Here is a 26642-nt window from a genome sequence, read left to right as displayed (position 1 = left end):
CTGTTTGACTTTAGAACTATTTCAACAAATACTACTTTGTAGCTTTAGCTTTCGCCTTTGCTGCCTCGTTGCGCTCAATGGTATGTTCTGGCCTGCTCCATTTTGGTTTTTCACCCAAAGCTTCGTATTGCGAATCTTGAGCTTCAACCGTTTGTGGCTGTACTTTTTTGGTAAATGGCTTTTGTGGGTTTAAGCCCAGCAGTTTGAACATTTCCATGTCTTCATTTACATCGGGGTTGGGGGTGGTCAGTAATTTATCGCCTGCAAAAATAGAATTCGCTCCGGCAAAGAAACACATGGCTTGGCCTTCGCGTGTCATTTGCGTACGCCCAGCACTTAAACGTACTTGGGTTTCGGGCATCACGATACGGGTGGTAGCTACCATACGCACCATGTCCCAAATGGAAACGGGCTCTTGGTCTTCCAACGGCGTGCCGTCAACAGCGACTAGAGCATTGATAGGGACAGATTCTGGTTGCGGATTCAATGTGGAAAGCGCCACGAGCATGCCCGAACGGTCTTCCACTTTTTCACCCATGCCAATAATACCACCGCTACAAACAGTAACATTGGTTTTACGAACGTTATCGATGGTTTCTAAACGGTCTTCAAAACCGCGAGTAGAAATTACTTCTTTGTAATATTCTTCCGAAGAATCCAGATTATGGTTGTAGGCATACAAACCGGCCTCGGCCAAACGTTTTGCTTGGTTTTCGGTAATCATACCCAAGGTGCAGCACACTTCCATATCCAGTTTGTTGATGGTGCGAACCATTTCCAAAACCTGGTCGAATTCTTCGCCATCCTTTACGTTTCGCCAAGCGGCACCCATACAAACCCTTGAGCTTCCGCTGGATTTGGCGCGTAATGCCTGTGCTTTTACCTGCTGAACGCTCATTAAATCGTTGCCTTCAATATCGGTGTGGTAACGAGCGGCTTGCGGACAATACCCACAATCTTCTGGGCAGCCTCCTGTTTTTATAGAGAGTAGCGTGCTTACTTGTACCGTGTTAGGGTCGTGGTGCAAACGGTGTATGGTAGCCGCTTCGTAAAGCAACTCCATTAACGGTTTGTTGTAAATATCCAGAATTTCTTGTTGGGTCCAATTGTGTCTTGTCTCGCTCATAAATCTGCTCGTTAGTTGTGGCCAAAAATACTAATTATATGTTTATGCTACGGCTTTTTGCTCAATAATATGCTCACGGCATTCCCCCCAAACCCAACAGCATTTACTAAAACCGTTCTAATTTGTTTGGGGTGTTTTTGGTTTTCTAAATACGGAATGCCAATAAATTCTTGGTGTTGCAACATCATTACGGCCAGTTCGATGCTTAATGCGCCCGATGCCCCGAAGGTATGCCCGATTTTCCATTTGTTTGATGTTACTGCAGGCATGTGGTTGTTAAAAACGGCTTCTATGGCCTTATATTCCGAAGTGTCGCCTTTAATGGTACCCGGGGCGTGCATCACTACTACATCAATGTCTTCGGGGTTTTTATCGCCCAATGCCATTTTCATCGATTTCTGAAAACATTTTGCGTCGCTCGAAATGGAAATATTGTGTTTTAAAATTTCGGTGGCATAGCCATAGCCCGTAATTAATGCCAAGGCGTTGCTTTGTTCACCTTCTTCCAAACAAGCCATGGAAGCGCCTTCGCCCAAAACCATGGTGTTTTTGGTTTTGTTGAAGTCTAATGCCCGGCAGGGGTAGAGGTTAATGTTACCTTGAGCGGAGTCGAAAGGTCTCGACTTCGCTCGACCTGACAAATCATATTTAGAATAAATTTTCAGAGCCTGCATCTGCGCAATGGTAAATGGAGTTAGCGGCGCTTCACTGCCGCCCACCAAAAATTTATTGCACATGCCCGAATTAATCCATGCAATGCCATTAAGTAAGCTGTGCAATGCTGTGGAACAAGTGATGGAATGGCTAATTTCGGGGCCTTCGGTTTGCAAATCGTGACCTACCCACGACGAAATATTGCCCAAAGTTGTGGTGGGCGAACTTAAAGTTTCGGCTTTGTTATTTTTTAAAAAAGACTCGTGATAGTTTTCAAAAAGGGCTGTGGCACCGCGAGACGAACCGATATTGATTCCAAAATTATCCGAGGGTTTCCAGTTCGCCTGTTTTACCGCTTCTCGTGAGGCGTACATGGCAAAAAGGACGGTGTCGTCCAACGATTTGTATTTGGAATCCGATTCTCTCAATATTTCAATGTCCGCTTTGGCTTCCTTTGGAATTTCGGCCACAACAACGTCTTTGCCTAATACCGATTTTTTAGTCAAGTAATGGTTTTCGTTTTTGTAACTTTTCCAAGCTTCCGCAGAAGATTTTCCTAATGGAGAAATGGATGAAATGGCCGTTATGGAGATTGGTTTTTGCATAGTTTTGTCATGCTGTCCAGACGGTTTTCTGGACTGATTCGGAATCTCAAAAATTTGGTGAGCGAATCCTGTTTATATTTTAGCCTGCAAATTTACACTATTGATAAAGATTCTTCGATAACTCGGTACACTTTTTCCAATTCATGGTTGGTAATCACATAAGGGGCTTGTATGTAAATGGTATTGCCCAAGGGGCGTAAAAACACGCCGTTGTCCATAAAAAACTTAAAGAGTTTATCGCGGAGGTTACCGTAGCGTTGCATTTCTACATCTAAATCGAGGGCGAAAATGATTCCGGTTTGCCGGATGGATTTCACTTTGGGGTGATTTTTTATTCGGTTTCAAAGTTTTCGTGTGATGCCGTAATTTCTTTTATTCTACCTTGAATGTTTTCGGTTTGCAATAATTCAATACTTGCCAAGGCTGCGGTACATGCCAAAGGGTTGGCCGAGTAGGTATGCCCATGGAACAGCCCTTTGGCAATATTGTCGCTATAAAAAGCATCATAGATTTTTTGTGAGCATGTGGTAAGTGCCATGGGCAGCAATCCGCCAGTTAGTGCTTTGCTTAAACACATCACATCGGGTGGCGTTTCCATGTACAGCGAAGCGAAATGTTTCCCGGTTTTGCCGAAGCCTGTCATCACTTCGTCGGCAACGGTAATGATGTTATGGTCTGTGCAGAAATTTAAAATTTGGTTCAGTCCTTCGGTATTGTGCATTTTCATGGCTGCGGCACCTTGTACCAAGGGTTCGTAAACAAAACCGGCCACTTGGTGTGTTGATGCCAAATTTCGTAAAGTGTTTAATATGTCATCGTGATTTTTTCCATTGGGCACGGGAATGCGTTCCACTTTTAAAAAGAAGTCCTCAAAAGGCCCGTTGTATACAGAAAGTCCCGAAACGCTCATAGCACCAAAGGTGTCGCCGTGGAAACCGTCTTCAAAAGCGATTAAAGTATTCTTTTTATTGCCGTTGTTAAAATGATATTGCAGAGCCATTTTAATGCCAATTTCTACAGACGTGGAGCCGTTATCGCTAAAAAAAATTTTGTTTTGGTTTTTGGGCAGAATGTTTATGAGGGCTTCGCTGAGTTCTATAGCAGGTTTGTGGGTGAATCCGCTAAAAACCACTTGGTCCAATTGCTGCATTTGTTCGGACACCCGATGGGTAATGTATTCATTGCAGTGCCCGTACATACAGGTGTACCATGAGGCGATGGCATCGATATATTTATTGCCGTTTTCGTCGGTCAATGTGCAACCTTTAGCCTTAGTAATAGCCAAAGCTTCAGGGTGCAATTTGTGTTGCGTTAACGGATGCCAGAGGTGTTTTTTGTCGCGTTCTTGTAAATTCATATTTTTTATTTCTGCGAAGGCAGGAATCTTTTAATTGTTAATCTTTTTTGTGGATTCCTTCCCGACAGCTACAGCTTCTCCCTAAATCGTTCCGCATATTCCTTTATCACATTTTGGTCAAAATAGGGTTCTTCTTCAATCCTTCCGATAATAGGAATATTGGTCATTTTTTCGATGATGGATTCGGTGGTTTTGTGTTCGTTTCCACTGAAAATAATGGACACATCAAAGCCTTTTTCCTTTAATAAATTGACCGTTAAAAGCGTATGGTTGATGCTGCCCAAATAGTGGCGCGATACCACGATGACTTTAAAATCGGGTTGGATAATATTTAAAATGGTTTCTTTGTCGTTCAATGGAACCAGTAAGCCACCTGCGCCTTCTATGACCAAATGATTTTTGGTTTTAGGCGCATTTATATTTTTTAAGTCTATGGTAATGCCATCAATTTCGGCTGCGGCATGCGGACTCATAGGCGTGTTAAGGGCATAGGTATTGGGGTGAAATTGTGATTTTTTATTGGAAACCAAACGCTCCACTTTATGGGTGTCGCTATGGTCTAAATCGCCAGCCTGTATGGGTTTCCAATAATCGGCTTCCAAGGCTTCGGTAACGATGGCCGAAGCTACGGTTTTGCCCACCTCGGTTGATATTCCTGTTATAAAGTATGTTTTATTTTTCATTGAATTTTTTTAAGAGGCTACGAATGCACGAATCTATTTTGTAGTTATTGGAAAATGATTCGTGAATTAGTGGTAAAAATCATTTTAAATCGAATTCCGTGTTACAATTTTCGCATTTGTACTTGTGCCTGGTGTAAAAAGGCAACGATGAAAATAATACACCAAAAATAAAAGCAAAAAAGGACTTGGCATCTTTTATGGTTGAAAAGAGCTCAATGTTTTCGCTGTTACAATTAGGGCATTGTATGGTGTTGCCATCATCGTCAACCGAATATTTTTTAATGGACGCCAAAATATGTTGGGCTTCCAAGGCTTGTCGCGATAACACTTTAAGTTTAACGCCGCCAATGGCGTTGCTCACCAGTGGGTCGGTGTCGATGGTGAAATTATCCTGCATAAACACCTGAATGCCTTCGGCCTCCAGCCGGCCTTTTACAATTTGGGCTTCGGTGGAGTATTGAAATCGGGCTATGGTTTTAAATGTATCGCTCATTGATGCTTAATGTGTTGCGTCATGCTGAACCACAAAAATAGAAAGTCGCTGTAAAACTTCCGAAATTTCCTTTTTAGAATTGTAACTGTGTAAACAAAACCGCAACCGTTCCTGCCCCTTGGGTACGGTAGGTGATAAAATAGGCTTTACATCAAAACCGCTTTTTTGGATTTGTTGGGCGATGTGTTTCACCGTTTCGTTTCCCGGAATGATGCAACAATGTATGGCAGAATGACTTTCGATAAAGCTGTTGTTAAGGTTGTTTTTAACCATTTCAGATTTAAAAAACGCAATATTATCTTGTAGCTTATTTATACTTTCGGTTTTGGATAATTCGTTGTAAGCCGATTGAATGGTCGCTAAACTATGTGGGGGCAAGGCTGTGGTATAAATAAAGGAGCGCGAAAAATTCACCAAAAATGCTTTTAGACTATTGCTGCCCAAAATGGCGGCGCCGTGGCAGCCCATGGCTTTTCCAAAAGTGACGATGCGAGCGAAAATATCGTGTTCAAGTTGTAACTGTTGTATTAATCCAGTGCCGTTTTTACCAAAAACGCCAATGGCATGGGCCTCGTCAACCACCAAGTAAGCGTTGTGCTTTTTGCATAATTCTGAAAGCCCAACGAGGTTTGGGGTGTCGCCATCCATGGAGAATACCGATTCGGTAACGATGTAAATGTTATGGTGCGATTCTGAAACAACCTTTTGACTCCGCTCAAGGTGAGAAGGTTCAGAATGACGAAGAATTAGTTTTTCCAAATCCTCCAAATCATTATGTTTAAACTTGTAACCTTTGGCGTTGCTCATCGATATGCCATCGCGAATGGAAGCATGGATTAGTACATCATATATAATAACATCGCCACGTTGCGGTACGCTTGAAAAAAAGCCAATATTGGCGTCGTAGCCTGAATTGAAAATCAAAGCCGATGCGCTGTTGTGGAATTGGTAAAGTAGGCTTTCAACCACATCGTAAAGTTGGTGGTTTCCGGAAAGCAAGCGCGACCCCGTGGCTCCGTTTTGTTTTATGTGGTTTTTAATTAAAAACTGGTGGGCATTATTGAAAATCGTTTCGTTTTTTGAAAACCCCAAATAATCGTTTGATGAAAAATCCACTAAACCAGACGGCGTTCCCAATTCTCGAAAAGCGTTGTTTTCTTTGCGATTTTCTAATTTTTGCACAAGTTTTTTAGGAAATTCCATAGAGCAAATGTATGCAAAATTTGTACTTTTGGTTCTATTCAAAACAGATATACCATGAAAATATACGCCGTTCTTTTACTTTCCATTCTATCGTACGCGCGGGTTTTGCCCAAAACAATTACATTGTAAAAACCGAAGACGGTAGGCGTGTATTGTTGAAAGCTGATTACACTTGGGAATATATTGATTTGGAGGCTCCGAAACAGGCTGAAGAAGTACTTGTTGAGGCTGGGCTCGAAGAGGATGGCTGTAATGTGCCGGCAGATTTTGAAGAACCAAAATTGAATGGTAAGGTTCAAAATCAACTAAAAAAAGGCCGAGCCACTATTGATGATGTAAAAAAGAAAGTGGCCAAAGATTACAATTGTACCGTTGATGAGGTGATTTTGTTGTGGGCATCCGAACGTAAATCGAACGGAAAATATACGTTTTGCGCCAACGGTACCAAAGTAACTTACAAGCGCAATGGCTTTGTTATTATTGAAAACGGGAAGCTATTTTAAAGTTAGAAACCATTTTCATTATGATTCTAATAGATTTACAATTCACAAAAGCAAACAAATAACGTTATGGTGCAGCTGCATACAATAGACTATGTACTAATAGTTCTGTTTTTTTCAATTACATTATTTATTGGATTTTGGGTGTCAAAAAAATCGGGAGAAAATTCATCCGAATATTTTCTGTCAGGACGCTCCATGCCTTGGTGGCTTTTGGGACTCTCTATGGTGGCCACCACATTTTCTACCGATACGCCAAACCTTGTTACTGATATAGTAAGAACCAACGGAGTTTCCGGAAACTGGGTATGGTGGGCTTTTTTGCTTACCGGTTTGCTTACGGTTTTTGTTTATGCCAAGTTATGGCGTAAATCGGAAGTGAGTACCGATATCGAGTTTTATGAGTTGCGCTATGGCGGAAAACCAGCCCGTTTTTTGCGCGGTTTCCGTGCAGTGTATTTGGGAGTGGTGTTCAATGTTTTGGCGATGTCGGCCGTAACTCTAGCAGCTATTAAAATAGGAGGTATTATGTTGGGGTTGGAACCTTGGCAAACTGTTATTATAGCTGGTTTGGTAACGGTTGTTTTTAGTGCCATAGGAGGTTTTAAAGGTGTGGTGTATACCGATTTTTTACTCTTTTTTGTGGCGATGACAGGCTCAGTTGGTGCGGCATATTACTTGGTTAATCTTCCGGAGGTGGGTGGTATGGCTGCCTTAATTGAAAATAATCAAGTAACTGATAAACTCTCGTTGCTCCCAGATTTTAACGATACAAATTCGCTTATTGTTTTGTTGATTATCCCTTTGGCAGTGCAATGGTGGAGTGCATGGTATCCTGGAGCAGAGCCCGGCGGTGGTGGGTATATTGCCCAGCGAATGCTTGCCGCAAAAGACGAAAATCATGCTATTGGGGCTACTTTCTTTTTTAATATTATGCACTACGCCTTACGTCCTTGGCCATGGATTATTGTGGCTTTGGCTTCATTAGTGGTGTATCCCGATGTGGCCAGTATCCAACAAGCATTTCCAAATGTTACTGAAAGTAAATTGGGGCATGATTTGGCCTATTCTGCTATGCTTACCAAATTACCAGCAGGTTTATTGGGGGTGGTTTTGGCATCGTTGGCAGCAGCTTACATGTCAACCATTTCTACACATTTAAATTGGGGGTCTTCATATATTGTTAACGATTTTTATATTCAGCAGATTAATAAAAATGCTACCGAAAAACAGAAGGTTGCTGTAGGTAAAATTTCAACAGTAATTTTAATGGTTTGCAGTGCATTGCTGGCGTTGGTACTTCAGAATGCATTACAGTTGTTCGATATTATTTTGATGTTTGGAGCTGGAACAGGACTCATTTTTATATTACGCTGGTTTTGGTGGCGCATCAATGCGTGGAGCGAAATAGCAGCTATGTTTTCATCGGGTATTATTTCAATCTTATTGAATTTTACAACCTTGGGAACATACTTTTTTGGAGAAGAGAGTAGTGTGTTTCCAACTTGGGCCAAATTTCCATCAATAGTATTGGTAACAACCATTTTGTGGTTGGTCGTTACCTTTTTAACCCAACCGGAAAGTAAGGACGTGCTACAGTTGTTTTTAATAAAATACAGCCTGGTGGGCCAGGATGGAAAAAAGTGGTTGATGAAGCTGCAACTGAAAACATTACCATAGTAACAACTAAAGAAGGCTGGAGTGTGCCTTCGGGCATTCTAGCTATGCTCTTTGGGTGTGCGCTTATTTATAGTTGCTTGTTCGCTACAGGATATTGGATTTATGGTGAGTTTAATCTTGCTGTAATATTTACCGGTACAGCTCTAATTTCTGCGGTATTATTGATTAAAGTCTGGAAAGAAGTAAAAAGTACAGTTCTGTAATTTGCTGCAGAATCCTTGTCTGGTTTTGTTAAGTAAATTGAAAATCAATCCTTTTAAAAAGAAGGATTGATTTTTAACACATACCCCATTTTTTTTAACGTTAAACTAATCGAAAAGACGTAAATTTACATATGTTTGCTTTAGTAGATTGTAATAACTTTTATGCCTCATGCGAGCGGGTGTTCAACCCGAATTTGCAGGGGAAGCCCGTTGCTATTTTAAGCAACGATGGCTGTGTTATTTCGCGAAGCGATGAAGCCAAAGCATTGGGGTTGCCCATGGGGGCGCCTATTTTTAAATGGGAAGGCTTTTGCAAGGCCAACAACATTCAGGTGTTTTCTTCCAATTATCCGTTGTACGGCGATATGAGTAGCAGGGTAATGAAAATCTTGGAACAGTTTACGCCCGATGTTGAAGTGTATAGCATCGATGAGGCTTTTCTTCAATTTAAAGGATTCCATAATTACAATTTTAACGAGTATGCCACCCAAATCAGGAGTCGGATTTTAAAATGGACGGGTATTCCAACCTGTGTAGGTATCGCACCAACCAAAGCTTTGAGCAAAGTGGCCAATAGGATAGCGCGTAAATTTCCGAAGCAAACCAAAGGCATTTATGTGATAGATTCTGAAGAAAAGCGTATTAAAGCTCTAAAGTGGATTAAGATTGAAGATGTTTGGGGCATTGGCCGAAGATTGAGCAAAAGGCTTCAGGCTAAAGGTTGTAAAACGGCTTACGATTTTACGCAATTGCCAGATGAATGGGTTCGGAAAACCTTTTCAATAACCGAGTGGAAATTGAAAAAAGATCTAGAAGGCAATTCGAAAATAATTTTGGACGAGCCCCAAAACAAACGGGCCATAGCCACCACCAGAAGTTTTGAATATACATATTCGGATATCGATAATATAAAAGAGCGCATTTCTACCTTTGCCACCGCTTGCGCCGAAAAATTGAGGCAGCAAGGTTCCAGTTGCCACATGATTATTGTGATGTTGAGCAGCGATAGGCATAAAAAAGATTTGCCACAACATCGAACAAGTAAAAGTATTAGCTTATCTTACCCAACCAGTTCTTCTTTGATTATAAGCCAGTGTGCGGTTGATGCCGTAACAGCTATTTTTAAGGAAGGCATTAAGTACAAACGGGCGGGTGTAATCGTTACGGGTTTGGTGCCGACCAATAACCATCAGTTACAGTTATTCGATAAGGAAAACCCCAAGCACCAACCCTTAATGCAGTCTATTGATTTTTTAAACTCAAAATACAAAAGCCATAAAATAAAATTGGGCAACCAAGACTTAAAGCGTACATGGAAAATGCGCCAAGAGCGATTGTCGCCGCGGTACACCACAAACATTAACGATATTATTTTAGTAAGATGATAGCACACAGATCTGGAAGTTTAACGTTTTTTACCCCGCAAACCATTGATGGTGCTGCGGCACATTTTTTTGATGCTGGAATTTCGGCAGGGTTTCCTTCGCCGGCTGAAGATTTTAAAGAGCAGCGTTTGTCTTTGGACGAAGAGTTGGTTAAAAATAAAGAAGCGACCTTTTATGCCCGTGTAAGTGGCCAATCGATGATTGGGGCAGGGCTAGAGGATAACGATCTTTTGGTAATTGATAGAAGTTTGGAGCCTTCAAACAATAAAATAGCCGTTTGCTTTTTGGATGGCGAATTTACAGTAAAGCGTTTGCGTGTTTCGGGAGGCGAGGTGTGGTTGCAGCCCGAAAATCCTGATTATCCTATCATTAAAATTACGGAAGACAATAATTTTTTAATTTGGGGCATTGTAACCAATGTGATAAAAAAGGTTTGAAAATACGGCTTAACGGCATAAAAAAACGCGAAACCTAAGTTTCGCGTTTTTATTTATGTTGTGTAATGAAATTTAGTCTGCTAAAACAATCACTTTGTTGTCTTTCATTTCAACAGTTCCGGAATTGATTTTCAATAGGGTTGTATTGTTCTCTCCTTTTGAAAAGTTGTCCTCAACATCGGCGTTTAAGGTCACTGCTCCAGAAATTTTAATAAAGCCTTCCTTTAAAGAAGAAACAATAGCTGCGTGGTTGTTCAACATTTGAAACTCACCATTTACACCTGGTACGGCTACGGCGTCTACTTCGCCGCTAAATAGTGTAGCTTCTGGTGATACGATTTCTAAATACATATTTCTTAGTCTTTAGTTTGTGGTCTTTAGTTTGTAGTCACCGAAAAACTGCGACTGAAAACTGTCAACTAATTTTACGCCTCAGCTAACATTTTTTCGCCAGCTTCAATAGCTTCCTCGATAGTACCTTTAAGGTTGAAAGCTGCTTCTGGAAGGTGATCTAATTCACCGTCCATAATCATGTTAAAGCCTTTAATGGTTTCTTTAATATCAACCAATACTCCTGGAATACCTGTAAACTGCTCAGCTACGTGGAATGGTTGAGACAAGAAACGTTGTACACGACGTGCACGACCTACGGCTAATTTATCTTCTTCTGATAATTCTTCCATACCAAGGATGGCGATAATATCTTGTAGTTCTTTATAACGTTGCAATAACTCTTTTACACGTTGTGCGCAATCGTAGTGCTCTTTTCCTAAAATTTCTTTAGTCAAGATACGAGAAGTAGAATCCAATGGGTCTACTGCAGGGTAAATACCAAGCTCGGCAATTTTACGAGATAATACTGTTGTGGCATCTAAGTGGGCAAAGGTTGTTGCAGGCGCTGGATCCGTTAAATCATCCGCAGGTACGTAAACCGCTTGTACAGATGTAATCGATCCTTTTTTAGTTGAAGTAATACGCTCTTGCATCGCACCCATTTCTGTTGCCAAAGTTGGTTGGTAACCTACCGCAGAAGGCATACGACCTAAAAGTGCAGATACCTCTGAACCTGCTTGTGTAAAACGGAAGATGTTATCAACGAAGAAAAGTACATCTTTTCCTTGTCCGTCGCCAGCACCATCACGGAAATACTCAGCAATAGTCAATCCAGAAAGCGCCACACGAGCACGTGCTCCAGGAGGTTCGTTCATCTGTCCGAATACGAAAGTCGCTTTCGATTCTTTCATTTTAGATTTATCTACTTTCGATAAATCCCATCCGCCTTCTTCCATAGAGTGCATAAAATCTTCACCGTAACGGATAATTCCAGATTCCAACATCTCTCTTAAAAGGTCATTTCCTTCACGAGTTCTTTCACCTACACCGGCAAAAACCGATAAACCACCGTGACCTTTAGCAATATTGTTGATCAACTCCTGGATCAATACTGTTTTACCTACACCAGCACCACCAAATAATCCAATTTTACCACCTTTTGCGTAAGGCTCAATCAAGTCGATTACTTTAATACCGGTAAATAAAACTTCAGTAGAAGTTGATAATTCATCAAACGCAGGAGCTTGACGGTGGATAGGCAAACCAGCTTCACCAGCTTTTGGTAAATCACCTAATCCGTCAATAGCATCACCAATCACATTAAATAAACGTCCGTAAACAGCATCGCCGATAGGCATTTGTATTGGGGCTCCAGTAGCAATAACTTCTGCGCCTCTGCTTAAACCATCAGACGAATCCATTGCGATAGTTCGAACGGTATCTTCTCCAATATGGGATTGTACTTCTAATACTAAAATAGAGCCATCAGGTCTTTTAATTTCTAATGAATCGTAAATTTTTGGAAGTTCAGAACCCGCACCGAATTCAACATCGATAACCGGACCTACTATTTGTGCAACTTTACCTGTAACTTTAGACATTACTTATTTGTTTAATATTATGCGATTTAATTGTGTGAAAACTGTTTTGGTTTTCGGCTGCAAAGATATACCTTTTAATTTAAAATAAAAGTTGTTTTTCTAGGTTTTTTGGAATAAAAAAACACCCTCATTTCGAGGGTATTATATAAATGTTTATCTGCTTTTATTTATTGCAATGTTGGCGAGTAGTTGGTAGGGTAGTTACCAATGTCTACCAAGTTGCCCGAAGCCTCAAAGTTAGAGGAGTAAGTGGCATCAATAGCTTTCATAAATTCGTTGGCTATTAAAGCATTGCCTCTCGCAGTGGGGTGAATACCATCTAAAGAAAACGCGCCGCCAAACACCAAACTGGAATTTAAAGTGAAACTATTACTGGAAATGCCTCCGTTTGCTAATTGGTTAAGCAAGGCATTGGCATCAACAAAGGCCAAACCTGCTTGTGTTGCTGTGGCTTTAATGGTGGCATTAAAAGCATCGATGGCTGTTTTGATTTCAGCTTGCTCGCTAGGAATCAATACCCATTTGTCGGCCAAAGGAACAGCAACACCATTAACGGTTAAAGAGTTTCCGGGAACGGCTTCCGTACCAATAAACGATGATGCGGTAAGCACCAATAAATCATCGGCCGTAGCTTGACGGATTTTTGGAAGCGCCGCAAAGGCAGGGTTAATAGCACCAAGATCGGTTAAGCTTTCATCTTCAATAACAACAGCGTTGCCCGCACCCGCTGAAAAATTAATCATTCTTAAATTGGCTTCTTCTTCGGTAAATAAACCGGTGCCTGCAAGAGCAGCTAGTGCCGCTTGGATACCACCGTTATATTCGGCGTAAGCTTGATTCACGGCGGTGGCCGTTGATGCATCTAGCGGAATGGGGTTGTGTGGGACGGTTGTAAAATGCGGGATATCGGTTACATAAGGTATGTTTGCCACAACACCTTGCGCGCCTTGCGAGATTAATGTGGTTACCAGCGCCCCGTAAGTTTGGCTGAATCCAACGCCTGGAGGACCATCTACGGGAGTGATGGGGTTTGAACCATCTCCACCAGAAGTTGCATAACCCAGTACATCGTTATTGCCAATCCAAAGGGTGAAGAAGGTTGGCGATTGGGCCATGGCATCTCCCAGAATAGTGGCATTGGGAGCCGAAGCCATTCTTACAAAATAAGGGTTTGCAGTGGCTGGTGTAGTTTGTAAGCCAGCAGGATTTCCGTAGCCATCAAATAACAAATGGAAACTTTTTGCGCCTGGCACGCCCATATTATTGAAAGGACCAGTTGGGTTTGAAGTGAGATCGGTGGTCACCGTTACTGGTCCAACTACACTTTCTAACGGAACGGGGCCGGCACCACCAAAAACCAGTCTCGGGTTAAAACCGGGTAATCTGTTACCGCCAAAGGCAATGCCACCAAAATTATCTTCCATTAGCGGTAATGAAAAATCACCTCCACCTGCTAAAGCAAATTTTTGTGACAGTATATTAGGAGTAGCGTTTTCTTGTGCAGCCTTAAAAAGGGCATTGTCTGTAAACCCTGCAGTTAAAGAGTTTCCTACGGCTACGTAAGTTGAGAAATCTGCCGATCCGGCGGTGAGTTCCGGAAGCGGTTCTTCCATAACGGTATTGCTGTCATCGTCCTCACAGGAATAAAAAGCAATAAATAAAGTAGAAAGGAATATATATTTTAACGTTTTCATGTTTTGCAATGTTTTAATTTTTACAGGTTGTTGATGGTCCAAGACAAGTAGTAAATCGATCCGATGTTTCCGGTACCGAAAGCCGTGGCGTATTCATTGTTCAACAAGTTTGAAGCACCAATTTTAAAAGAAGATTTGATGCTGGGCACTGTATAATTCAATTGGGCGTCAACTACGTGATAGGAGTCAATCTCGCCGTCCCCAAAAGACGATTGCCACAAGTAGTTATCGCTCCATCTCCAAGCTAGGTTAAATCCGAAGTTTTTAAATAGTTCTGTATTTCCAAAGGAAGCTTTTACCTTGTGTTCAGGTGTGTTGAAGCTGGGGCGGAAATTAGGGTTGGCCTTTTTATCGAAATCGAAATTAGCGTAGGTATAGTTAGCACCAAGATCGAAATTGCCAAATACTTTTGTGTTTACTGCAACGGCACCACCGTATGAGTTTACTTCAGTGCTTGAATTGGTGTAGGTTTGGTATCTTACAAAATCATCGTTTTGGAGGGCGGCAAGAATGAACTGAGTATCTTGGTTTAAACCCGCCACTGAAGCCGGGTTGGCAGGGTCGTAACCTGTTAAATCGAAGTTTGCAACATTACCGTAGTATGGAGCGGCCACGGTTTCGTTCGCTATAAAATCTTGATAAGTGTTATAATACGCACTTAAATCGATGGTAACATTTTTTAATTTTCCGCGGTAACCCACTTCGAAAGAGGTTACTTGCTCCGGTTTTACATAGCTTGAGTTTCCAATATATTCACTTCCGTTGCTAGATGGGTTGTGTGTTGCCAAACCTGCTGCCACGGTCGAGGATAGAGAGTTATTGTAGGCCGCAGTACCCGATTGAGAAATGGAAGATGGTTGCCCCAAATTGTTTTGGGCAAATTGACTCACCTCATATGGCCGTACAAAACGGTCGCCATTATCATTGGCGCCACCAATCAATACGCCCAATCCGGTAACTAACCCGATGTACAAATCTTGGGTGTTTGGATTTCTAAAACCAGTTTGGACCGAAGCCCTAACGTTATGGTTTTCGTCTTCGCCTAAAGTATAGCCTGCCGATAAACGCGGCGAAAAGAATCCGTCGAACAGTTCCGATTTATCGTAGCGAATCGAGCCTGTTAACTTTAAGCGTTCCATAACTGTTTTTTGAATTTGGGTATAAACGCCAACTTCCGAATAGTTAATGGGACCTTGAGCGTCGGTATATATGGTTCCGAAGGAGTTTAACTTGTATCTTCTGTACGAACCGCCTACCTGTATTTCGGCCCAATCGATTAAGTGGCTGAAGTTATAGTTGGCATCCGAATGGTAAATTTTGGAATTATCCTGAAATTTTGAACCCGTTAAAAAGTTGGTGTCGCTTATAACGGCATCAAACGCATTTTGATATTCGGGAGTACCTGGAATAAAGCGTCCCGTTTCGGCGGTTTGGCGGGCAATGGCATGAGCCTCTTCGTTAGTGGCACCGCCCAAAGTCGATTGAATGTAAGCGCCTGTGTATTCACCAAACCAAACATCGTGGGGTTTCCATTTGGCTAATAAATTAGGGCCTGCTACGTCCAGTACATAAGAGTCTCCAGCTTTATCAGAAGTGATGTAGCCACGTAGGAAGAAATTATCATTTCTAACTTCCAATTTGTGCTGCTGCATGGAAAAGTTGTCAATCATATAACGTTGAGCACCTTGGTAAATGGTAGATCCTCGGCCAACTTTCCCCACATATTGAATTTCGAAATCGTTGGCCCATGGGCGGTAATAAAGTCCCCAATCAGCTTTTACACTTTCGGCTTTATAATCGGTCATATATTGTTCTTCGTACCCCGTTCTACTTACATCTACCGAGGGAACTAGGTTTTCGGATCCAGCTGGTGCTCTTCCCAGCTCGACCAACCTTAAAGCCACATCGTGTATGTTGATGGAAAAATCATCACCATAAACATTTACACCGTTGTAGTTTATGTTTGTCTCTCTGGTGCCTCCCGCTAAATTTTTATCGTCCAAATCATTGGCCATCCAATCGGTTCCTCTTAAATATCCAAAATTCACTTTAGCAGCAAACTTGTCACTGAATTTATATGCGGCACGCATGCCTACATCGGTGTACGGATTGGTGCCTGCTGCCTCTTGGGAGGTAACACCTCGCTTTATGGAAACGCTGATTCCCGGAAAATCGAAAGGGTTTTTACTTTGCATGAATAAAATACCGTTAAAGGCATTTGCCCCGTATAATGCCGAAGCTGCACCCGGAAGCAGTTCTATGTTTTGTACGTCGGTGTCAATCATCCCCACTAAGTTTCCTAACGGAAAGTTCAGGGCTGGTGCCGAGTTATCCATACCATCAACCAATTGCATAAAACGGTTGTTCCCGAAGGCGGCAAAGCCGCGGGTGTTAATTGATTTAAAGGTTAGACTGTTGGTGTTGATGTCAACCCCTTTTAAATTTTCTAGCCCGCCATAAAAGTCTGGAGAAGCCGTAGTTTTTAATGCTTTTAGTCCGAATCTTTCAACCGTAACGGGCGATTCAAAAATACGTTCAGGTGTTCGTGAAGCCGAAATAACCACTTCATCTAGGGAGGTACCTTCTTTAAGGGTAAAGGTTAAGTTTTGATTGTTGGCAGTAACTTCTTTAGTATCTGTTTCAAAACCTACGCTACTGGCCTGTACTTTGAAGGGTGGGGCCTGGCTATAGGTTAAAGTAAAGTTGCCATCAAAATCGGTAACCGTTCCGGTGGTAGTTCCAACAACAATAACATTGGCACCGGGAATAGGCTGCCGCTATCGTCTACCACAGAACCCGAAAAGGTTGTTTGTGAGTATAAAAAGCCGCCAAAAAGGAACAATAAAAAGGGGAGAATTGTTTTCATTTAGTGTAATTTAGGTTAAGGATTTTCGTATAAAAATAAAGATAATAATATTTTTGTGCTTTTAAAAATATAAAAAATTATGCATGCATAATATATTTTTAACAAAAATCAGCTATGATTTTTATTAATTTGATTAAATAGAAGTGCTTAAAATGAAAAAGGCGCAGTTTAATTAAACTGCGCCTTAGCTACTTTTTTGTATTTGGAAAATTATTCCACAGTTACCGATTTTGCTAAATTTCGGGGTTGGTCAACATTTTTACCCAGCATCACAGCAATATGGTATGATAGTAATTGTAACGGAATGGTTGTTAAAAGCGGAGAAAGTGATTCAAGACTTTCTGGCACTTCAATAACGTGGTCTGCCAATTGTCTTACCTGCACATCACCTTCGGTTACAATACCAATAATTTTACCTTTTCTGGATTTTATTTCCTGGATATTGCTTACTACTTTTTCGTAATGCCCTTTTTTGGTAGCGATTACAATAACGGGCATGTTTTCGTCAATTAAGGCGATGGGCCCGTGTTTCATTTCGGCTGCAGGGTAACCTTCAGCATGTATATACGAAATTTCTTTTAGTTTTAACGCGCCTTCCAAAGCTACAGGGAAATTAAATCCACGACCTAAATAAAGCATGTTTTTGGCATCTTTATAAATATTGGCTATGTTTTTTATTAAATCGTCCGACTTCAAAGCTTGTTCTACTTTTCCAGGAATCATTTCCAATTCCAATAAATGCTGACGGAAATCGGAACTGCTAATAGTACCTTTTGCTCTTGAAAGTCTTAAGGCGATTAAAGTTAACACTGTAATTTGGGTAGTGAATGCTTTGGTTGAAGCCACCCCAATTTCTGGTCCGGCGTGGGTGTATGCACCTGCATGCGACTCACGAGCGATAGATGATCCCACAACGTTACAAACGCCAAATACAAACGCCCCTTTAGATTTGGCCAATTTGATCGCAGCCAAGGTGTCGGCTGTTTCTCCCGATTGGGAAATGGCTATAAGCACATCGTTTTCGGTAATTACAGGGTTTCTATATCTAAATTCAGAAGCATATTCTACTTCAACCGGTATTCTGGCTAAATCTTCAAAAATATATTCGGCTACCAAACCGGCGTGCCAAGAGGTACCACAGGCCACTATAATAATACGATTGGCATTAAGGAATTTTTTCATGTTGTCCTCGATGCCTGCCATTTTAATAATAGCCTCATTTCGCAACAATCGTCCACGGTAAGTATCCTGAATAGCTTTGGGCTGTTCATGGATTTCTTTAAGCATAAAATGTTCGTAACCGCCTTTTTCAATTTGCTCTAAATTGATTTGTAGTTCTTGAACATAGGTGTCAACTAAAGAATCGTCCTTTATTTTTCTAACTTTTATGCCTTTATGGAAACGGATAACAGCCATTTCTTCGTCTTCCAAATACACCGCGTTTTTAGTGTATTCAATGAAAGGTGATGCGTCACTGGCGATGAAAAATTCATCTTCGTCTTTGCCAATACCAATAGCTAGTGGGCTACCGAGCTTGGCAACAACCACTTCTTCGGGTTTGTTTTTGTCGAATACCGCGATGGCATAAGCGCCAATCACTTGGTTTAAGGCGATTTGAACGGCTTTACCAAGTTTAACCCCTTCTGTTTTTTTTACGTATTCAATGAGATTGATTAAAACTTCGGTATCGGTATCTGATTTAAAGGTGTAGCCGCGAGACGTTAACTCTTGTTTTAGCGAATCGTAATTTTCAATAATACCGTTGTGGATAATCACCAACTCTCCAGAGTTTGAAACGTGGGGGTGTGAATTCACATCGTTAGGTACACCATGTGTAGCCCATCGTGTATGGCCAATGCCCACACAACCGTGGGTAGTTATTTCAGCTTCAGATTTTTTTTCTAAATCGGCAACTTTACCTTTGGTTTTTGAAACTTTTAAGTCTGTACCGTCAAAAAGTGCAATTCCAGCACTGTCGTATCCTCTGTATTCCAGTCTTTTAAGGCCCTCAATAATGATTGGGTAAGCGTCCCTTGTGCCTAAGTATCCTACAATTCCACACATAGTTTTTTTGTTTTAGTTTTGGGGTTAATAAATTCAAAACAAATATGTTAAATAAAAACTTATAACAGTTATTTATTATGTGAATTTGCCGTTTTATACGACAAAATTCACTTTTGCATTCCGAAGAAAGACTTTTGCACTAAAAGCTTAGATAAACGGTGGAGGTTATTTAGGCTCTGTGTAAAATATTTTCAACTTTAAACGCTTCTTTTCGGTAGCTGATTGGTTGCCGTGTAATACGGTGCCTCTTGGACTTATTATTGCTGCCGCTGGCACATTGCTAACCTCATCCGTCGGGTTTAAAATTTTAGCATTGTTGATGTAGTTGACGTTGTTAGACAACACCAAACCTATTTTTGTACTGGTTGAATCGCGTATCAAAATATTCTTTAAATGCTCGGTAAGTCTTATTTTGAATTTCCCGGTTATGGTATCTCTTTGGCTTAAACTTATAATTTTTGAATTGAATGCACTTGCTGAAGATTCTACAGGGTCAAGATTATAATCCACTGTGGGCAAACTGTTTTTAATATCGTAAGCGTAAAGGCGGTCGTATTTGTGGTATTCAGTGCCATAAGGCCCTGTTACCGCATTAATGGAGTCTTCATAAACTTCTAAAAAGGCATCGTTAACTAATTTTTTAAGCGGATAATTGCCGTTTACTTTTTCGGCATAATCACCATTTTCATCAAGCTCTCTATAAGTTCTTTTAAAGCAATCGAATGCCGTTCTCATGGTAATGGTGCCATCTTCATCTTCGCATTCAACCATTCCACTGAACAGATCAACAACAGCCATAGAGCCTTCAGTACCTTTAAGGTAAAGTGCGGCATCGCCTTCGGTAGCATTGCCATCTTCCAAAGGTTGGTCAAAGTTATTAATAAACGTATTTAAAATATTACCCGAAAAATTAAGGGTGTAAGTAGATTGTAATCGTGAATCTGCCGCACCATAAGTATAATGTATGGTGATATTGGCATTGGCTAAATTGAGTAATACCATTTGCCCATCGTTATTAATGGCTTCTGCTTTTAGGTAAAGGCCTCTAAAATAGTTTTTAAAGTCGCCAGGATTATCTAAAACAACATCACCTTCTTTATCAAGAATGGTGTTTTTCCAGAATAATTTAGCTTCATCTGATTCCAATTTAACATGGAAGGCAGGCGCAGAGCGTGTCGTATCGGTAGCTGTGCCAATAAAATTGGGCTTTGCACTTGGTAAAAAGTTGTTTGTTTGGTAGATGGTATCGACAACATGCTCATCAAAATTGATGGTGTTACCTTGGGGTGTTAGTATAGAATTTTCTGTGCTGCTACTGGCATTAGAGTAGTAATTCTGGGTTGAAGTTGAACCACCACTGGGGTCATATTCCAATAGAAAATAATTGTTTTGGTAAATAGACAGTTTTATTTTGGCTTCGGTATTTCCAAAAACAGAATCCAATCGGTAAATAGAGTTGCCATCTGTATCGGCATCAACAACTGTACTATAATACGGAATATTTATAGCAACAGAATCTATCACCGGGGTTTCTCCAAAATTAGGGCTGTAACTCGACGGTGTTACCTGTGCAACAATGCTTGCCGTGGTTGTGCCGTAAGCAGGATCGTAAAAAAAACCGAGCAAGTTTGATGCCAGTCTGTTAATGCGTAGCCCTTCCAGTTTTTTATTATAAGCTGCAATGGGCAGGGAATCCACTTTTGTATTGAAATTTGAATTTCCTTCACCCAACACATCACTCTCTAAAGTGCTAAAATCTTTATCGCAAGCAATAAAAGAGGTCACGGCAAAAATGATGAAAAAGGAAAATTTAAGGGCTTTAACAGATTTTTTCATATAGGTAAGTAAATGAATTAACTAGCTTAAAACGGCTTCGTTGAAAAAGCTGGTGTAGGCATCGCCAAATTCATCTTTGCTTTTGTATTCTAGAATAGGTTTTTCGGAAGCTTTGATGTATTCTTCCAAGTCGTCTGGGATATTTTCAGACCCAACAATCAACGCATCCGAATAATCAACGGCAACTTTCATTAAATTGTTGTATGATGGTTCTTCCAAAGTTTTAATGGCGCCTTCATCAATATTATCGAACTTAATTTTGTTGGCCATATCTTTATTCAACGTATTGTCAAAGCTTTGATTGTACACCGAAGTAACAATTTTGCTTTCGTTGAACAAAGGTTCATCTTTATAATATTCTTTAAGGTACAGCGGAAGCAACGAAGCCAACCAGCCGTGAACGTGAATAATATCGGGCGACCAGTTTAATTTTTTAACCGTTTCAATAACGCCTTTTGCGAAGAAAATAGCACGCTCGTCGTTATCGGGGAACAAATTGCCTTCTTCGTCGGTCAAAGTGGCCTTACGCTTGAAATATTCGTCGTTATCAATAAAATATACCTGAATGCGTTCTTTCGGGATCGAAGCTACCTTGATAATAAGTGGCATATCCAAATCGTTTACCACTAAATTGATTCCTGATAACCTAATCACCTCATGCAATTGGTGTCTGCGCTCGTTGATGTTGCCGTAACGTGGCATAAAAATTCTTATTTGTCCACCCTGTTGGTTAACCATACGAGGGGCTTCAAATGACATGGATGAAATTTCGGTTTCTGGTAAATAGGGTACAACTTCAGATGATACATATAATATCCTCTTATCTTTCATATGCTTTGTTTTGTATACTTTAATATAGCCTCAATAAAAAAAGCCGTTAATCTGTTTTTCGGTTGAAATTTTAAGAGCAATGCTTCAAGAAAAGCAGTGCTACTCGTTGTATTTCAAAATAAAAAACACGCAAAAGTACAAAAATTTATGCAAATTGCCTGTAAAATCTTAAGTTTGCACGCGTTAATTTTTTATTAAACCGTGGAGATTTATTCAAAAAGACAACAAATAGCAGAGGCTATTGAAGGACTAAAAGCCAAAAAGCAATCTGTTGGTTTGGTACCCACTATGGGCGCTTTGCACGAAGGGCATTTACAATTGGTTAAAAAGGCCCTGAATGATAACGATACAGTGGTGGTAAGTATTTTTGTAAACCCCACGCAGTTTAATAACCCCACCGATTTGGAGAAATATCCGCGAACCCTTGACAACGATGTAATGTTGTTGAAAGGTTTGAGTGATACCCGGATTTTGGTTTATGCGCCAACGGTTCAAGACATGTATGGCGATAACCCCGTTTCTGAACAGTTTGATTTTGATGGATTGGAATATGAAATGGAAGGGAAATTCCGCCAAGGGCATTTTGATGGTGTGGGTACTATTGTTAAACGTTTTTTTGAAATAGTAAAACCGCACAATGCCTATTTTGGTGAAAAGGATTTTCAGCAGCTTCAAATTATAAAAAAGCTGGTTGAAAAGCATGATATCCCTGTAAATATTGTGGGGTGTAAAATACAGCGCGAATCAGACGGATTGGCTATGAGCTCGCGCAATACACGACTAAAACCTGAGTATAGAAAAGTAGCATCTTTTATTTACGATACCATAAAAACTGCCAAAATGCACTTTGGCACAAAAAGTGCAAGAGAAATAACGGAATGGGTTGAAAATCAGTTTTCTGAACACGATTTATTGAAATTGGAATATTTCATTATTTCGGAAGTAGAAACCTTAAAACCGGTTAAACGAAAGATGGACAATAAAGACTATAGAGCATTTATTGCCGTATATGCTGACGATATTCGATTAATTGACAATATCGCATTAAATTAATTATCTTTGCCGCATGCAAATTCACGTAGTAAAATCTAAGATTCACAGAGTTAAGTGTACTGGCGCCGAGCTCAATTACATAGGAAGTATAACCATTGACGAAGACTTGATGGATGCCGCCAATATTATACAGGGCGAAAAAGTTCAGATTGTAAATAACGATAACGGCGAACGCTTGGAAACGTATTGTATTCCCGGCCCAAGAAATAGTGGTGAGATTACCTTAAATGGTGCTGCCGCCCGAAAGGTTTCGGTGGGCGATACCCTAATTTTAATCACTTATGCCGTAATGGATATCGAGGAGGCTAAAACATTTAAGCCTTCGCTGGTGTTTCCAGATGAAGCCACTAATTTATTAAAGTAAGCTTTTGGCTGCCAAAATAAAAAGATCATTAAAAATTTTACTCCCACTTTTGCTGGGAGTTTTTTTGGTCTGGTATTCACTGTCAAAAGTATCGTTAAGCGAGCTTTTAGTGTATGCCAAAAATGCCGATTACACTTATATTATTTTGGGCATGTTTTTGGGGTTTTTAAGCCATTTGTCTAGGGCTTACCGCTGGCGTTTTCAGTTAGAGCCTATGGGCTATAACATTAAGTTTGGTAATAGTGTTATGGCTGTTTTTGCTACTTATTTAATAAATTATACGATTCCCCGAGCGGGTGAAGTGGCTCGGGCATCCATCATTACAAATTATGAAGGCGTACCGTTCGAAAAAGGTTTCGGAACCATTGTGGCCGAGCGTATTGCCGATATGCTGGTGATGCTGGCCATTATGGCCATAACCTTGTTTTTACAGTTCGATTTTATTTATAGCTTTTTGGTAGAGCGATTCAATCCGGTAAAAATAGCCGTAGCCATGGGCGTTGGGGTTTTGCTCATGCTGTTCTTTTTTAAACTTCTGAAAAAAAGCAAGTCGAAACTGGCCGAAAAAATCAAAAACTTTGTAAACGGGTTGATTGAGGGGGCTTTGAGTATTTTCAAAATGAAAAAGAAATGGCCTTTTATTTTCCATACGTTATTTATTTGGGGCATGTATGTGCTCATGTTTTATGTTACTTCTTTTGCTATGGAAGAGTTGCACGGCATCAGTTTTGGGGCTATTTTAATCGGTTTTATTTCAGCCAGTTTTAGTATAGCTGCGACCAATGGTGGAATTGGCTCGTACCCCTTGGCCATTTATGCGGCGTTTTCGCTGTTTTCAATTCCTGAGCAACCCAGCATTGCTTTCGGTTGGATTATGTGGGCCTCACAAACCCTGATGATTATTATTTTCGGGGGGCTGTCACTGCTGTATTTGCCCATTTTTAACCGAAAAAAGCAAGTTGATAGCTAGGCTTTATTTTATTACCTTGCCTCGATAAAACTCAAATCTGTTCAAAAAAATGAAAAAATCGGTCATTTTTATATTGTTGCTGTGCGCTTCTTTTAGCATCAATGCCCAAGTGAAATACGAAACGTTTCAGTCTTCAAAATTAGGAGAAGAACGCCAAATAAAAATACAATTGCCGCGTGGCTATAATTCCAACGATGATAAAGCCTATCCCATATTTGTAGTGCTGGATGGCGATTATATGTTTGAAGCCGTGGCTGGAAACGTTGATTATTTTTCGTATTGGGAAGACATGCCCGAAGCCATTGTGGTTGGTGTAAATCAATACGGCAAGCGCTTCGACGATACTTTGTATTCCGAACAAAATTCGTTGCCCATTGAAACCGGTGCTGCTTTTTTTGAATTTATTGGCATGGAATTGATGCCGTATCTGGAAAAGAATTTTAGGGTGGGCAATTTTAAAATCGCTGTAGGGCATGGGGAAACGGCCAATTTCATCAATTATTATTTGTTGAAGCCCAATGCGCTGTTTCAGGCTTATGTGGTGGTGAGTCCGCAATTGGCACCCAATATGCTGGATTATATCCCCGATGTGTTGGGCAAAACGCCAACAAAAACTTTTTATTATTTGGCGAATACCAAAAATAATTCCGAATCCATTCTACAAATGACGCAGGCTTTGGATTCCGATATTTCAGCTTTGGAAAATGAAAATTTGGTGTACCGTTTCGACAGTTTTGAAAATCCATCGCACTATTCGGTGCCAACGCATGCTATACCTAGCGCCATTGAAGGCATCTTTAAAGTGTTTCAACCCATTTCCAAAAAGGAATACAAAGAAGTGATTTTAGAGTTGGAAGATTCCCCCGTGCTTTATCTTCAGAACAAATACCAAACGATTAAAGAATTGTTCGGAATTGAAAAGCCTATTTTAATCAACGATTTTAAGGCTGTCGCTGCGGCTATTGAAAAAAACGAGCGTTTCGAGTATTATGAAGAATTGGGTAAAATGGCCAGAAAAGCGTACCCAGAAACCTTGTTGGGCGGTTATTATTTAGGTCGTTTTTACGAAGAAGGTGGCGAGCCCAAAAAGGCGATGCGCACCTATCAATCGGCTTACACTTTAGAAGAAATAGGCGGAATTACCAAAGATGAGGTGTTGGAGCGCGCCGATTTAATAAAACAAGATTTCGGCTTTTAAAATATCTGTATTCAATTTCAATAAAAACTATGGCCAAGGTAAAAACGACTTTCTTTTGTCAAAACTGCGGTACGCAATATTCTAAATGGCAGGGGCAATGCAATGCCTGTAAAGAGTGGAATACCATTGTGGAAGAACTGGTTGAAAAACCGAGTCAATCGGATTGGAAGTCGCCAACATCAAGCGTAAAACGAAAAGCCGTTCCGTTAAAAATTAATGAAATTGATGTGTCGAGCGAACCCAGGCTAAATACGTTCGATGCCGAATTTAACCGTGTGCTTGGTGGTGGTATTGTGCCCGGTTCCTTAACGCTTTTGGGCGGTGAACCCGGAATTGGTAAAAGTACACTGTCGCTTCAGGTGTCGTTAAAACTACCTTATAAAACCCTTTATGTTTCGGGCGAGGAAAGCCAAAAGCAAATTAAAATGCGTGCCGAACGCATCAACCCAGATAACAACAATTGTTACATTTTAACCGAAACGAAAACACAAAACATATTCAAGCAAATTGAAGCTTTAGAGCCCGAAATTGTTATTGTTGATTCCATTCAAACACTTCATAGCGATTATATCGAATCGTCTTCAGGAAGCATCTCTCAAATTAAGGAATGCACCACCGAGTTGATAAAATTTGCCAAAGAAACCGCTACGCCTGTGTTGTTAATTGGGCATATTACCAAAGATGGCCATATTGCCGGACCTAAAATTTTAGAGCACATGGTCGATACCGTTTTGCAATTCGAAGGGGACCGTAATCATGTGTTCCGAATTTTAAGAGCCCATAAAAACCGATTTGGATCTACCAACGAATTGGGCATTTACGAAATGCAGGGTTCGGGCTTGCGTGAGGTAAGTAATCCTTCAGAAATATTGATTTCAAAAAAGAAGAAGAACTTTCGGGTAATGCCATTGCTGCGACTTTAGAAGGCATGCGTCCACTCAAAACATTACCGGAGGAATTACGGTTGATGATCCCGCTATCGATTTGGCGGTGGTGGCCTCTATACTTTCCTCAAATGAGGATGTATCTCTTCCAAGCGACTTTTGTTTTGCGGCCGAAGTAGGGCTATCGGGAGAAATTCGTCCTGTTCAACGTGTAGAACAGCGCATTTTAGAAGCCCAAAAACTGGGGTTCTCAACCATTTTCGTGTCCAAATACAATAAAATTTCTCTTAAAAATACCAACATAAAAATCCAATTAATTTCAAAAATTGAAGACTTGGTAGACTTTATTGTTTAATTAAGTTTGGGTTAAAGTATTGTTTATCAGTGTTTTAAATGTTGGTTTTTAGATTGTTTTATGTTGATTATTTTGCATTTCAACGAATTAATTAAACACTTTATCGAAAAAAAAGTTGTATTTTTTCTAGATTATTCACGCTTTTATTGGTAATATTGTATCGATTATTGCATTGAAAACTAAAATATTGGTTTAATGTGGCGATTGCTTTCCCTCGAGTTGTCCCAAATTAATTAATTTTTTTTTTGCGCCCCAACGCAAACTAAC

20 protein-coding genes and 3 pseudogenes are annotated in these 26642 nt (G+C 40.5%); 9 read left to right on the top strand and 14 right to left on the bottom strand.

What is annotated here, in order from left to right:
* Positions 1-31 precede the first annotated feature (31 nt).
* The 6 genes and pseudogenes from bioB to ABI125_00090 form a co-directional block, all read right to left on the bottom strand.
* Positions 32-1126 carry a biotin synthase BioB gene (gene bioB / locus ABI125_00115; GenBank protein ID XCF06283.1) on the bottom strand — a complete coding sequence of 365 codons (1095 nt, stop codon included), beginning with the start codon at positions 1124-1126 and terminating at the stop codon, positions 32-34.
* Between the two features lie 47 nt (positions 1127-1173).
* The gene (locus ABI125_00110) at positions 1174-2385 is read right to left on the bottom strand and encodes a beta-ketoacyl synthase N-terminal-like domain-containing protein (protein ID XCF06282.1); all 1212 of its coding nucleotides are present in this window, start codon (positions 2383-2385) and stop codon (positions 1174-1176) included.
* Between the two features lie 92 nt (positions 2386-2477).
* Positions 2478-3742: pseudogene (gene bioA / locus ABI125_00105) on the bottom strand (adenosylmethionine--8-amino-7-oxononanoate transaminase).
* Positions 3743-3810: 68 nt separating this feature from the next.
* Positions 3811-4425, bottom strand: coding sequence for a dethiobiotin synthase (bioD, locus tag ABI125_00100; protein XCF06281.1), 615 nt, complete (start codon positions 4423-4425; stop codon positions 3811-3813).
* 79 nt (positions 4426-4504) lie between these two features.
* Positions 4505-4918 carry a DUF2007 domain-containing protein gene (locus ABI125_00095; protein ID XCF06280.1) on the bottom strand — a complete coding sequence of 138 codons (414 nt, stop codon included), beginning with the start codon at positions 4916-4918 and terminating at the stop codon, positions 4505-4507.
* Positions 4919-4924: 6 nt separating this feature from the next.
* Entirely contained in the window at positions 4925-6121 is a 1197-nt protein-coding gene (locus ABI125_00090) for a pyridoxal phosphate-dependent aminotransferase family protein (protein ID XCF06279.1), read from the bottom strand.
* Positions 6122-6132: 11 nt separating this feature from the next.
* Between ABI125_00090 and ABI125_00085 the strand changes: the two genes are divergently transcribed.
* The 4 genes and pseudogenes from ABI125_00085 to umuD all read left to right on the top strand — a co-directional run bounded on the left by ABI125_00085 (position 6133) and on the right by umuD (position 10326).
* Positions 6133-6624, top strand: a complete 492-nt coding sequence (locus ABI125_00085) for a DUF3157 family protein (GenBank protein XCF06278.1) — start codon at positions 6133-6135, stop codon at positions 6622-6624.
* A gap of 66 nt (positions 6625-6690) precedes the next feature.
* Positions 6691-8504: pseudogene (locus ABI125_00080) on the top strand (sodium:solute symporter family protein).
* Positions 8505-8635: 131 nt separating this feature from the next.
* Positions 8636-9889, top strand: a complete 1254-nt coding sequence (locus ABI125_00075; protein ID XCF06277.1) for a Y-family DNA polymerase — start codon at positions 8636-8638, stop codon at positions 9887-9889.
* Positions 9886-10326, top strand: a complete 441-nt coding sequence (gene umuD / locus ABI125_00070; GenBank protein ID XCF06276.1) for a translesion error-prone DNA polymerase V autoproteolytic subunit — start codon at positions 9886-9888, stop codon at positions 10324-10326. Before ABI125_00075 ends, umuD begins: the two co-directional genes overlap by 4 nt.
* 72 nt (positions 10327-10398) lie before the next feature.
* Here the strand turns inward: umuD and ABI125_00065 are convergent, their stop codons facing one another.
* The 8 genes from ABI125_00065 to ABI125_00030 form a co-directional block, all read right to left on the bottom strand.
* Positions 10399-10677 carry a F0F1 ATP synthase subunit epsilon gene (locus ABI125_00065; GenBank protein XCF06275.1) on the bottom strand — a complete coding sequence of 93 codons (279 nt, stop codon included), beginning with the start codon at positions 10675-10677 and terminating at the stop codon, positions 10399-10401.
* A gap of 74 nt (positions 10678-10751) precedes the next feature.
* The gene (atpD, locus tag ABI125_00060; protein XCF06274.1) at positions 10752-12260 is read right to left on the bottom strand and encodes a F0F1 ATP synthase subunit beta; all 1509 of its coding nucleotides are present in this window, start codon (positions 12258-12260) and stop codon (positions 10752-10754) included.
* A 167-nt stretch (positions 12261-12427) separates the two neighbouring features.
* Entirely contained in the window at positions 12428-13954 is a 1527-nt protein-coding gene (locus tag ABI125_00055; protein ID XCF06273.1) for a G-D-S-L family lipolytic protein, read from the bottom strand.
* Between the two features lie 20 nt (positions 13955-13974).
* Positions 13975-16704 carry a TonB-dependent receptor gene (locus ABI125_00050; GenBank protein XCF07922.1) on the bottom strand — a complete coding sequence of 910 codons (2730 nt, stop codon included), beginning with the start codon at positions 16702-16704 and terminating at the stop codon, positions 13975-13977.
* Positions 16647-16820: a hypothetical protein gene (locus ABI125_00045; protein XCF06272.1), complete on the bottom strand. Its 174-nt coding sequence runs from the start codon at positions 16818-16820 to the stop codon at positions 16647-16649. The genes ABI125_00050 and ABI125_00045 overlap by 58 nt, the downstream gene beginning before the upstream one ends.
* A gap of 210 nt (positions 16821-17030) precedes the next feature.
* Complete coding sequence (glmS, locus tag ABI125_00040) at positions 17031-18884, bottom strand: glutamine--fructose-6-phosphate transaminase (isomerizing) (GenBank protein XCF06271.1); 1854 nt, start codon at positions 18882-18884, stop codon at positions 17031-17033.
* 165 nt (positions 18885-19049) lie between these two features.
* The gene (locus tag ABI125_00035; GenBank protein ID XCF06270.1) at positions 19050-20720 is read right to left on the bottom strand and encodes a DUF4270 domain-containing protein; all 1671 of its coding nucleotides are present in this window, start codon (positions 20718-20720) and stop codon (positions 19050-19052) included.
* Between the two features lie 21 nt (positions 20721-20741).
* Positions 20742-21551 (bottom strand): glycogen/starch synthase, encoded by an 810-nt coding sequence (locus ABI125_00030; protein ID XCF06269.1) that lies wholly within the window; start codon positions 21549-21551, stop codon positions 20742-20744.
* A 201-nt stretch (positions 21552-21752) separates the two neighbouring features.
* On the opposite strand from ABI125_00030, the gene panC reads away from it, so the two are divergent.
* From panC to radA, 5 genes and pseudogenes are all read left to right on the top strand, one after another.
* On the top strand, positions 21753-22604 hold the full coding sequence (gene panC, locus ABI125_00025; GenBank protein ID XCF06268.1) for a pantoate--beta-alanine ligase: 852 nt from the start codon (positions 21753-21755) through the stop codon (positions 22602-22604).
* 13 nt (positions 22605-22617) lie between these two features.
* Positions 22618-22968, top strand: a complete 351-nt coding sequence (panD, locus tag ABI125_00020; protein ID XCF06267.1) for an aspartate 1-decarboxylase — start codon at positions 22618-22620, stop codon at positions 22966-22968.
* Positions 22969-23020: 52 nt separating this feature from the next.
* On the top strand, positions 23021-23938 hold the full coding sequence (locus ABI125_00015; protein XCF07921.1) for a lysylphosphatidylglycerol synthase transmembrane domain-containing protein: 918 nt from the start codon (positions 23021-23023) through the stop codon (positions 23936-23938).
* A 49-nt stretch (positions 23939-23987) separates the two neighbouring features.
* A complete protein-coding gene (locus ABI125_00010; GenBank protein XCF06266.1) occupies positions 23988-25136 on the top strand; it encodes an alpha/beta hydrolase-fold protein in 1149 nt (382 codons plus the stop codon).
* 29 nt (positions 25137-25165) lie between these two features.
* Positions 25166-26375 (top strand): annotated as a pseudogene (gene radA, locus ABI125_00005) (DNA repair protein RadA).
* Positions 26376-26642 lie beyond the last annotated feature (267 nt).

It is taken from the genome of Tamlana crocina (assembly GCA_040429635.1).
Lineage (GTDB): Bacteria > Bacteroidota > Bacteroidia > Flavobacteriales > Flavobacteriaceae > Flavisericum > Flavisericum crocinum.
This window is presented reverse-complemented; position numbering and strand designations above follow the sequence as displayed.

What these genes read in the sequence shown, in the direction of transcription:
- bioB (XCF06283.1), bottom strand. Translation starts at nt 1,126, where the DNA reads ATGAGCGAGACAAGACACAATTGGACCCAACAAGAAATTCTGGATATT.
- ABI125_00110 (XCF06282.1), bottom strand. Translation starts at nt 2,385, where the DNA reads ATGCAAAAACCAATCTCCATAACGGCCATTTCATCCATTTCTCCATTA.
- bioD (XCF06281.1), bottom strand. Translation starts at nt 4,425, where the DNA reads ATGAAAAATAAAACATACTTTATAACAGGAATATCAACCGAGGTGGGC.
- ABI125_00095 (XCF06280.1), bottom strand. Translation starts at nt 4,918, where the DNA reads ATGAGCGATACATTTAAAACCATAGCCCGATTTCAATACTCCACCGAA.
- ABI125_00090 (XCF06279.1), bottom strand. Translation starts at nt 6,121, where the DNA reads ATGGAATTTCCTAAAAAACTTGTGCAAAAATTAGAAAATCGCAAAGAA.
- ABI125_00085 (XCF06278.1), top strand. Translation starts at nt 6,133, where the DNA reads ATGCAAAATTTGTACTTTTGGTTCTATTCAAAACAGATATACCATGAA.
- ABI125_00075 (XCF06277.1), top strand. Translation starts at nt 8,636, where the DNA reads ATGTTTGCTTTAGTAGATTGTAATAACTTTTATGCCTCATGCGAGCGG.
- umuD (XCF06276.1), top strand. Translation starts at nt 9,886, where the DNA reads ATGATAGCACACAGATCTGGAAGTTTAACGTTTTTTACCCCGCAAACC.
- ABI125_00065 (XCF06275.1), bottom strand. Translation starts at nt 10,677, where the DNA reads ATGTATTTAGAAATCGTATCACCAGAAGCTACACTATTTAGCGGCGAA.
- atpD (XCF06274.1), bottom strand. Translation starts at nt 12,260, where the DNA reads ATGTCTAAAGTTACAGGTAAAGTTGCACAAATAGTAGGTCCGGTTATC.
- ABI125_00055 (XCF06273.1), bottom strand. Translation starts at nt 13,954, where the DNA reads ATGAAAACGTTAAAATATATATTCCTTTCTACTTTATTTATTGCTTTT.
- ABI125_00045 (XCF06272.1), bottom strand. Translation starts at nt 16,820, where the DNA reads ATGAAAACAATTCTCCCCTTTTTATTGTTCCTTTTTGGCGGCTTTTTA.
- glmS (XCF06271.1), bottom strand. Translation starts at nt 18,884, where the DNA reads ATGTGTGGAATTGTAGGATACTTAGGCACAAGGGACGCTTACCCAATC.
- ABI125_00035 (XCF06270.1), bottom strand. Translation starts at nt 20,720, where the DNA reads ATGAAAAAATCTGTTAAAGCCCTTAAATTTTCCTTTTTCATCATTTTT.
- ABI125_00030 (XCF06269.1), bottom strand. Translation starts at nt 21,551, where the DNA reads ATGAAAGATAAGAGGATATTATATGTATCATCTGAAGTTGTACCCTAT.
- panD (XCF06267.1), top strand. Translation starts at nt 22,618, where the DNA reads ATGCAAATTCACGTAGTAAAATCTAAGATTCACAGAGTTAAGTGTACT.
- ABI125_00010 (XCF06266.1), top strand. Translation starts at nt 23,988, where the DNA reads ATGAAAAAATCGGTCATTTTTATATTGTTGCTGTGCGCTTCTTTTAGC.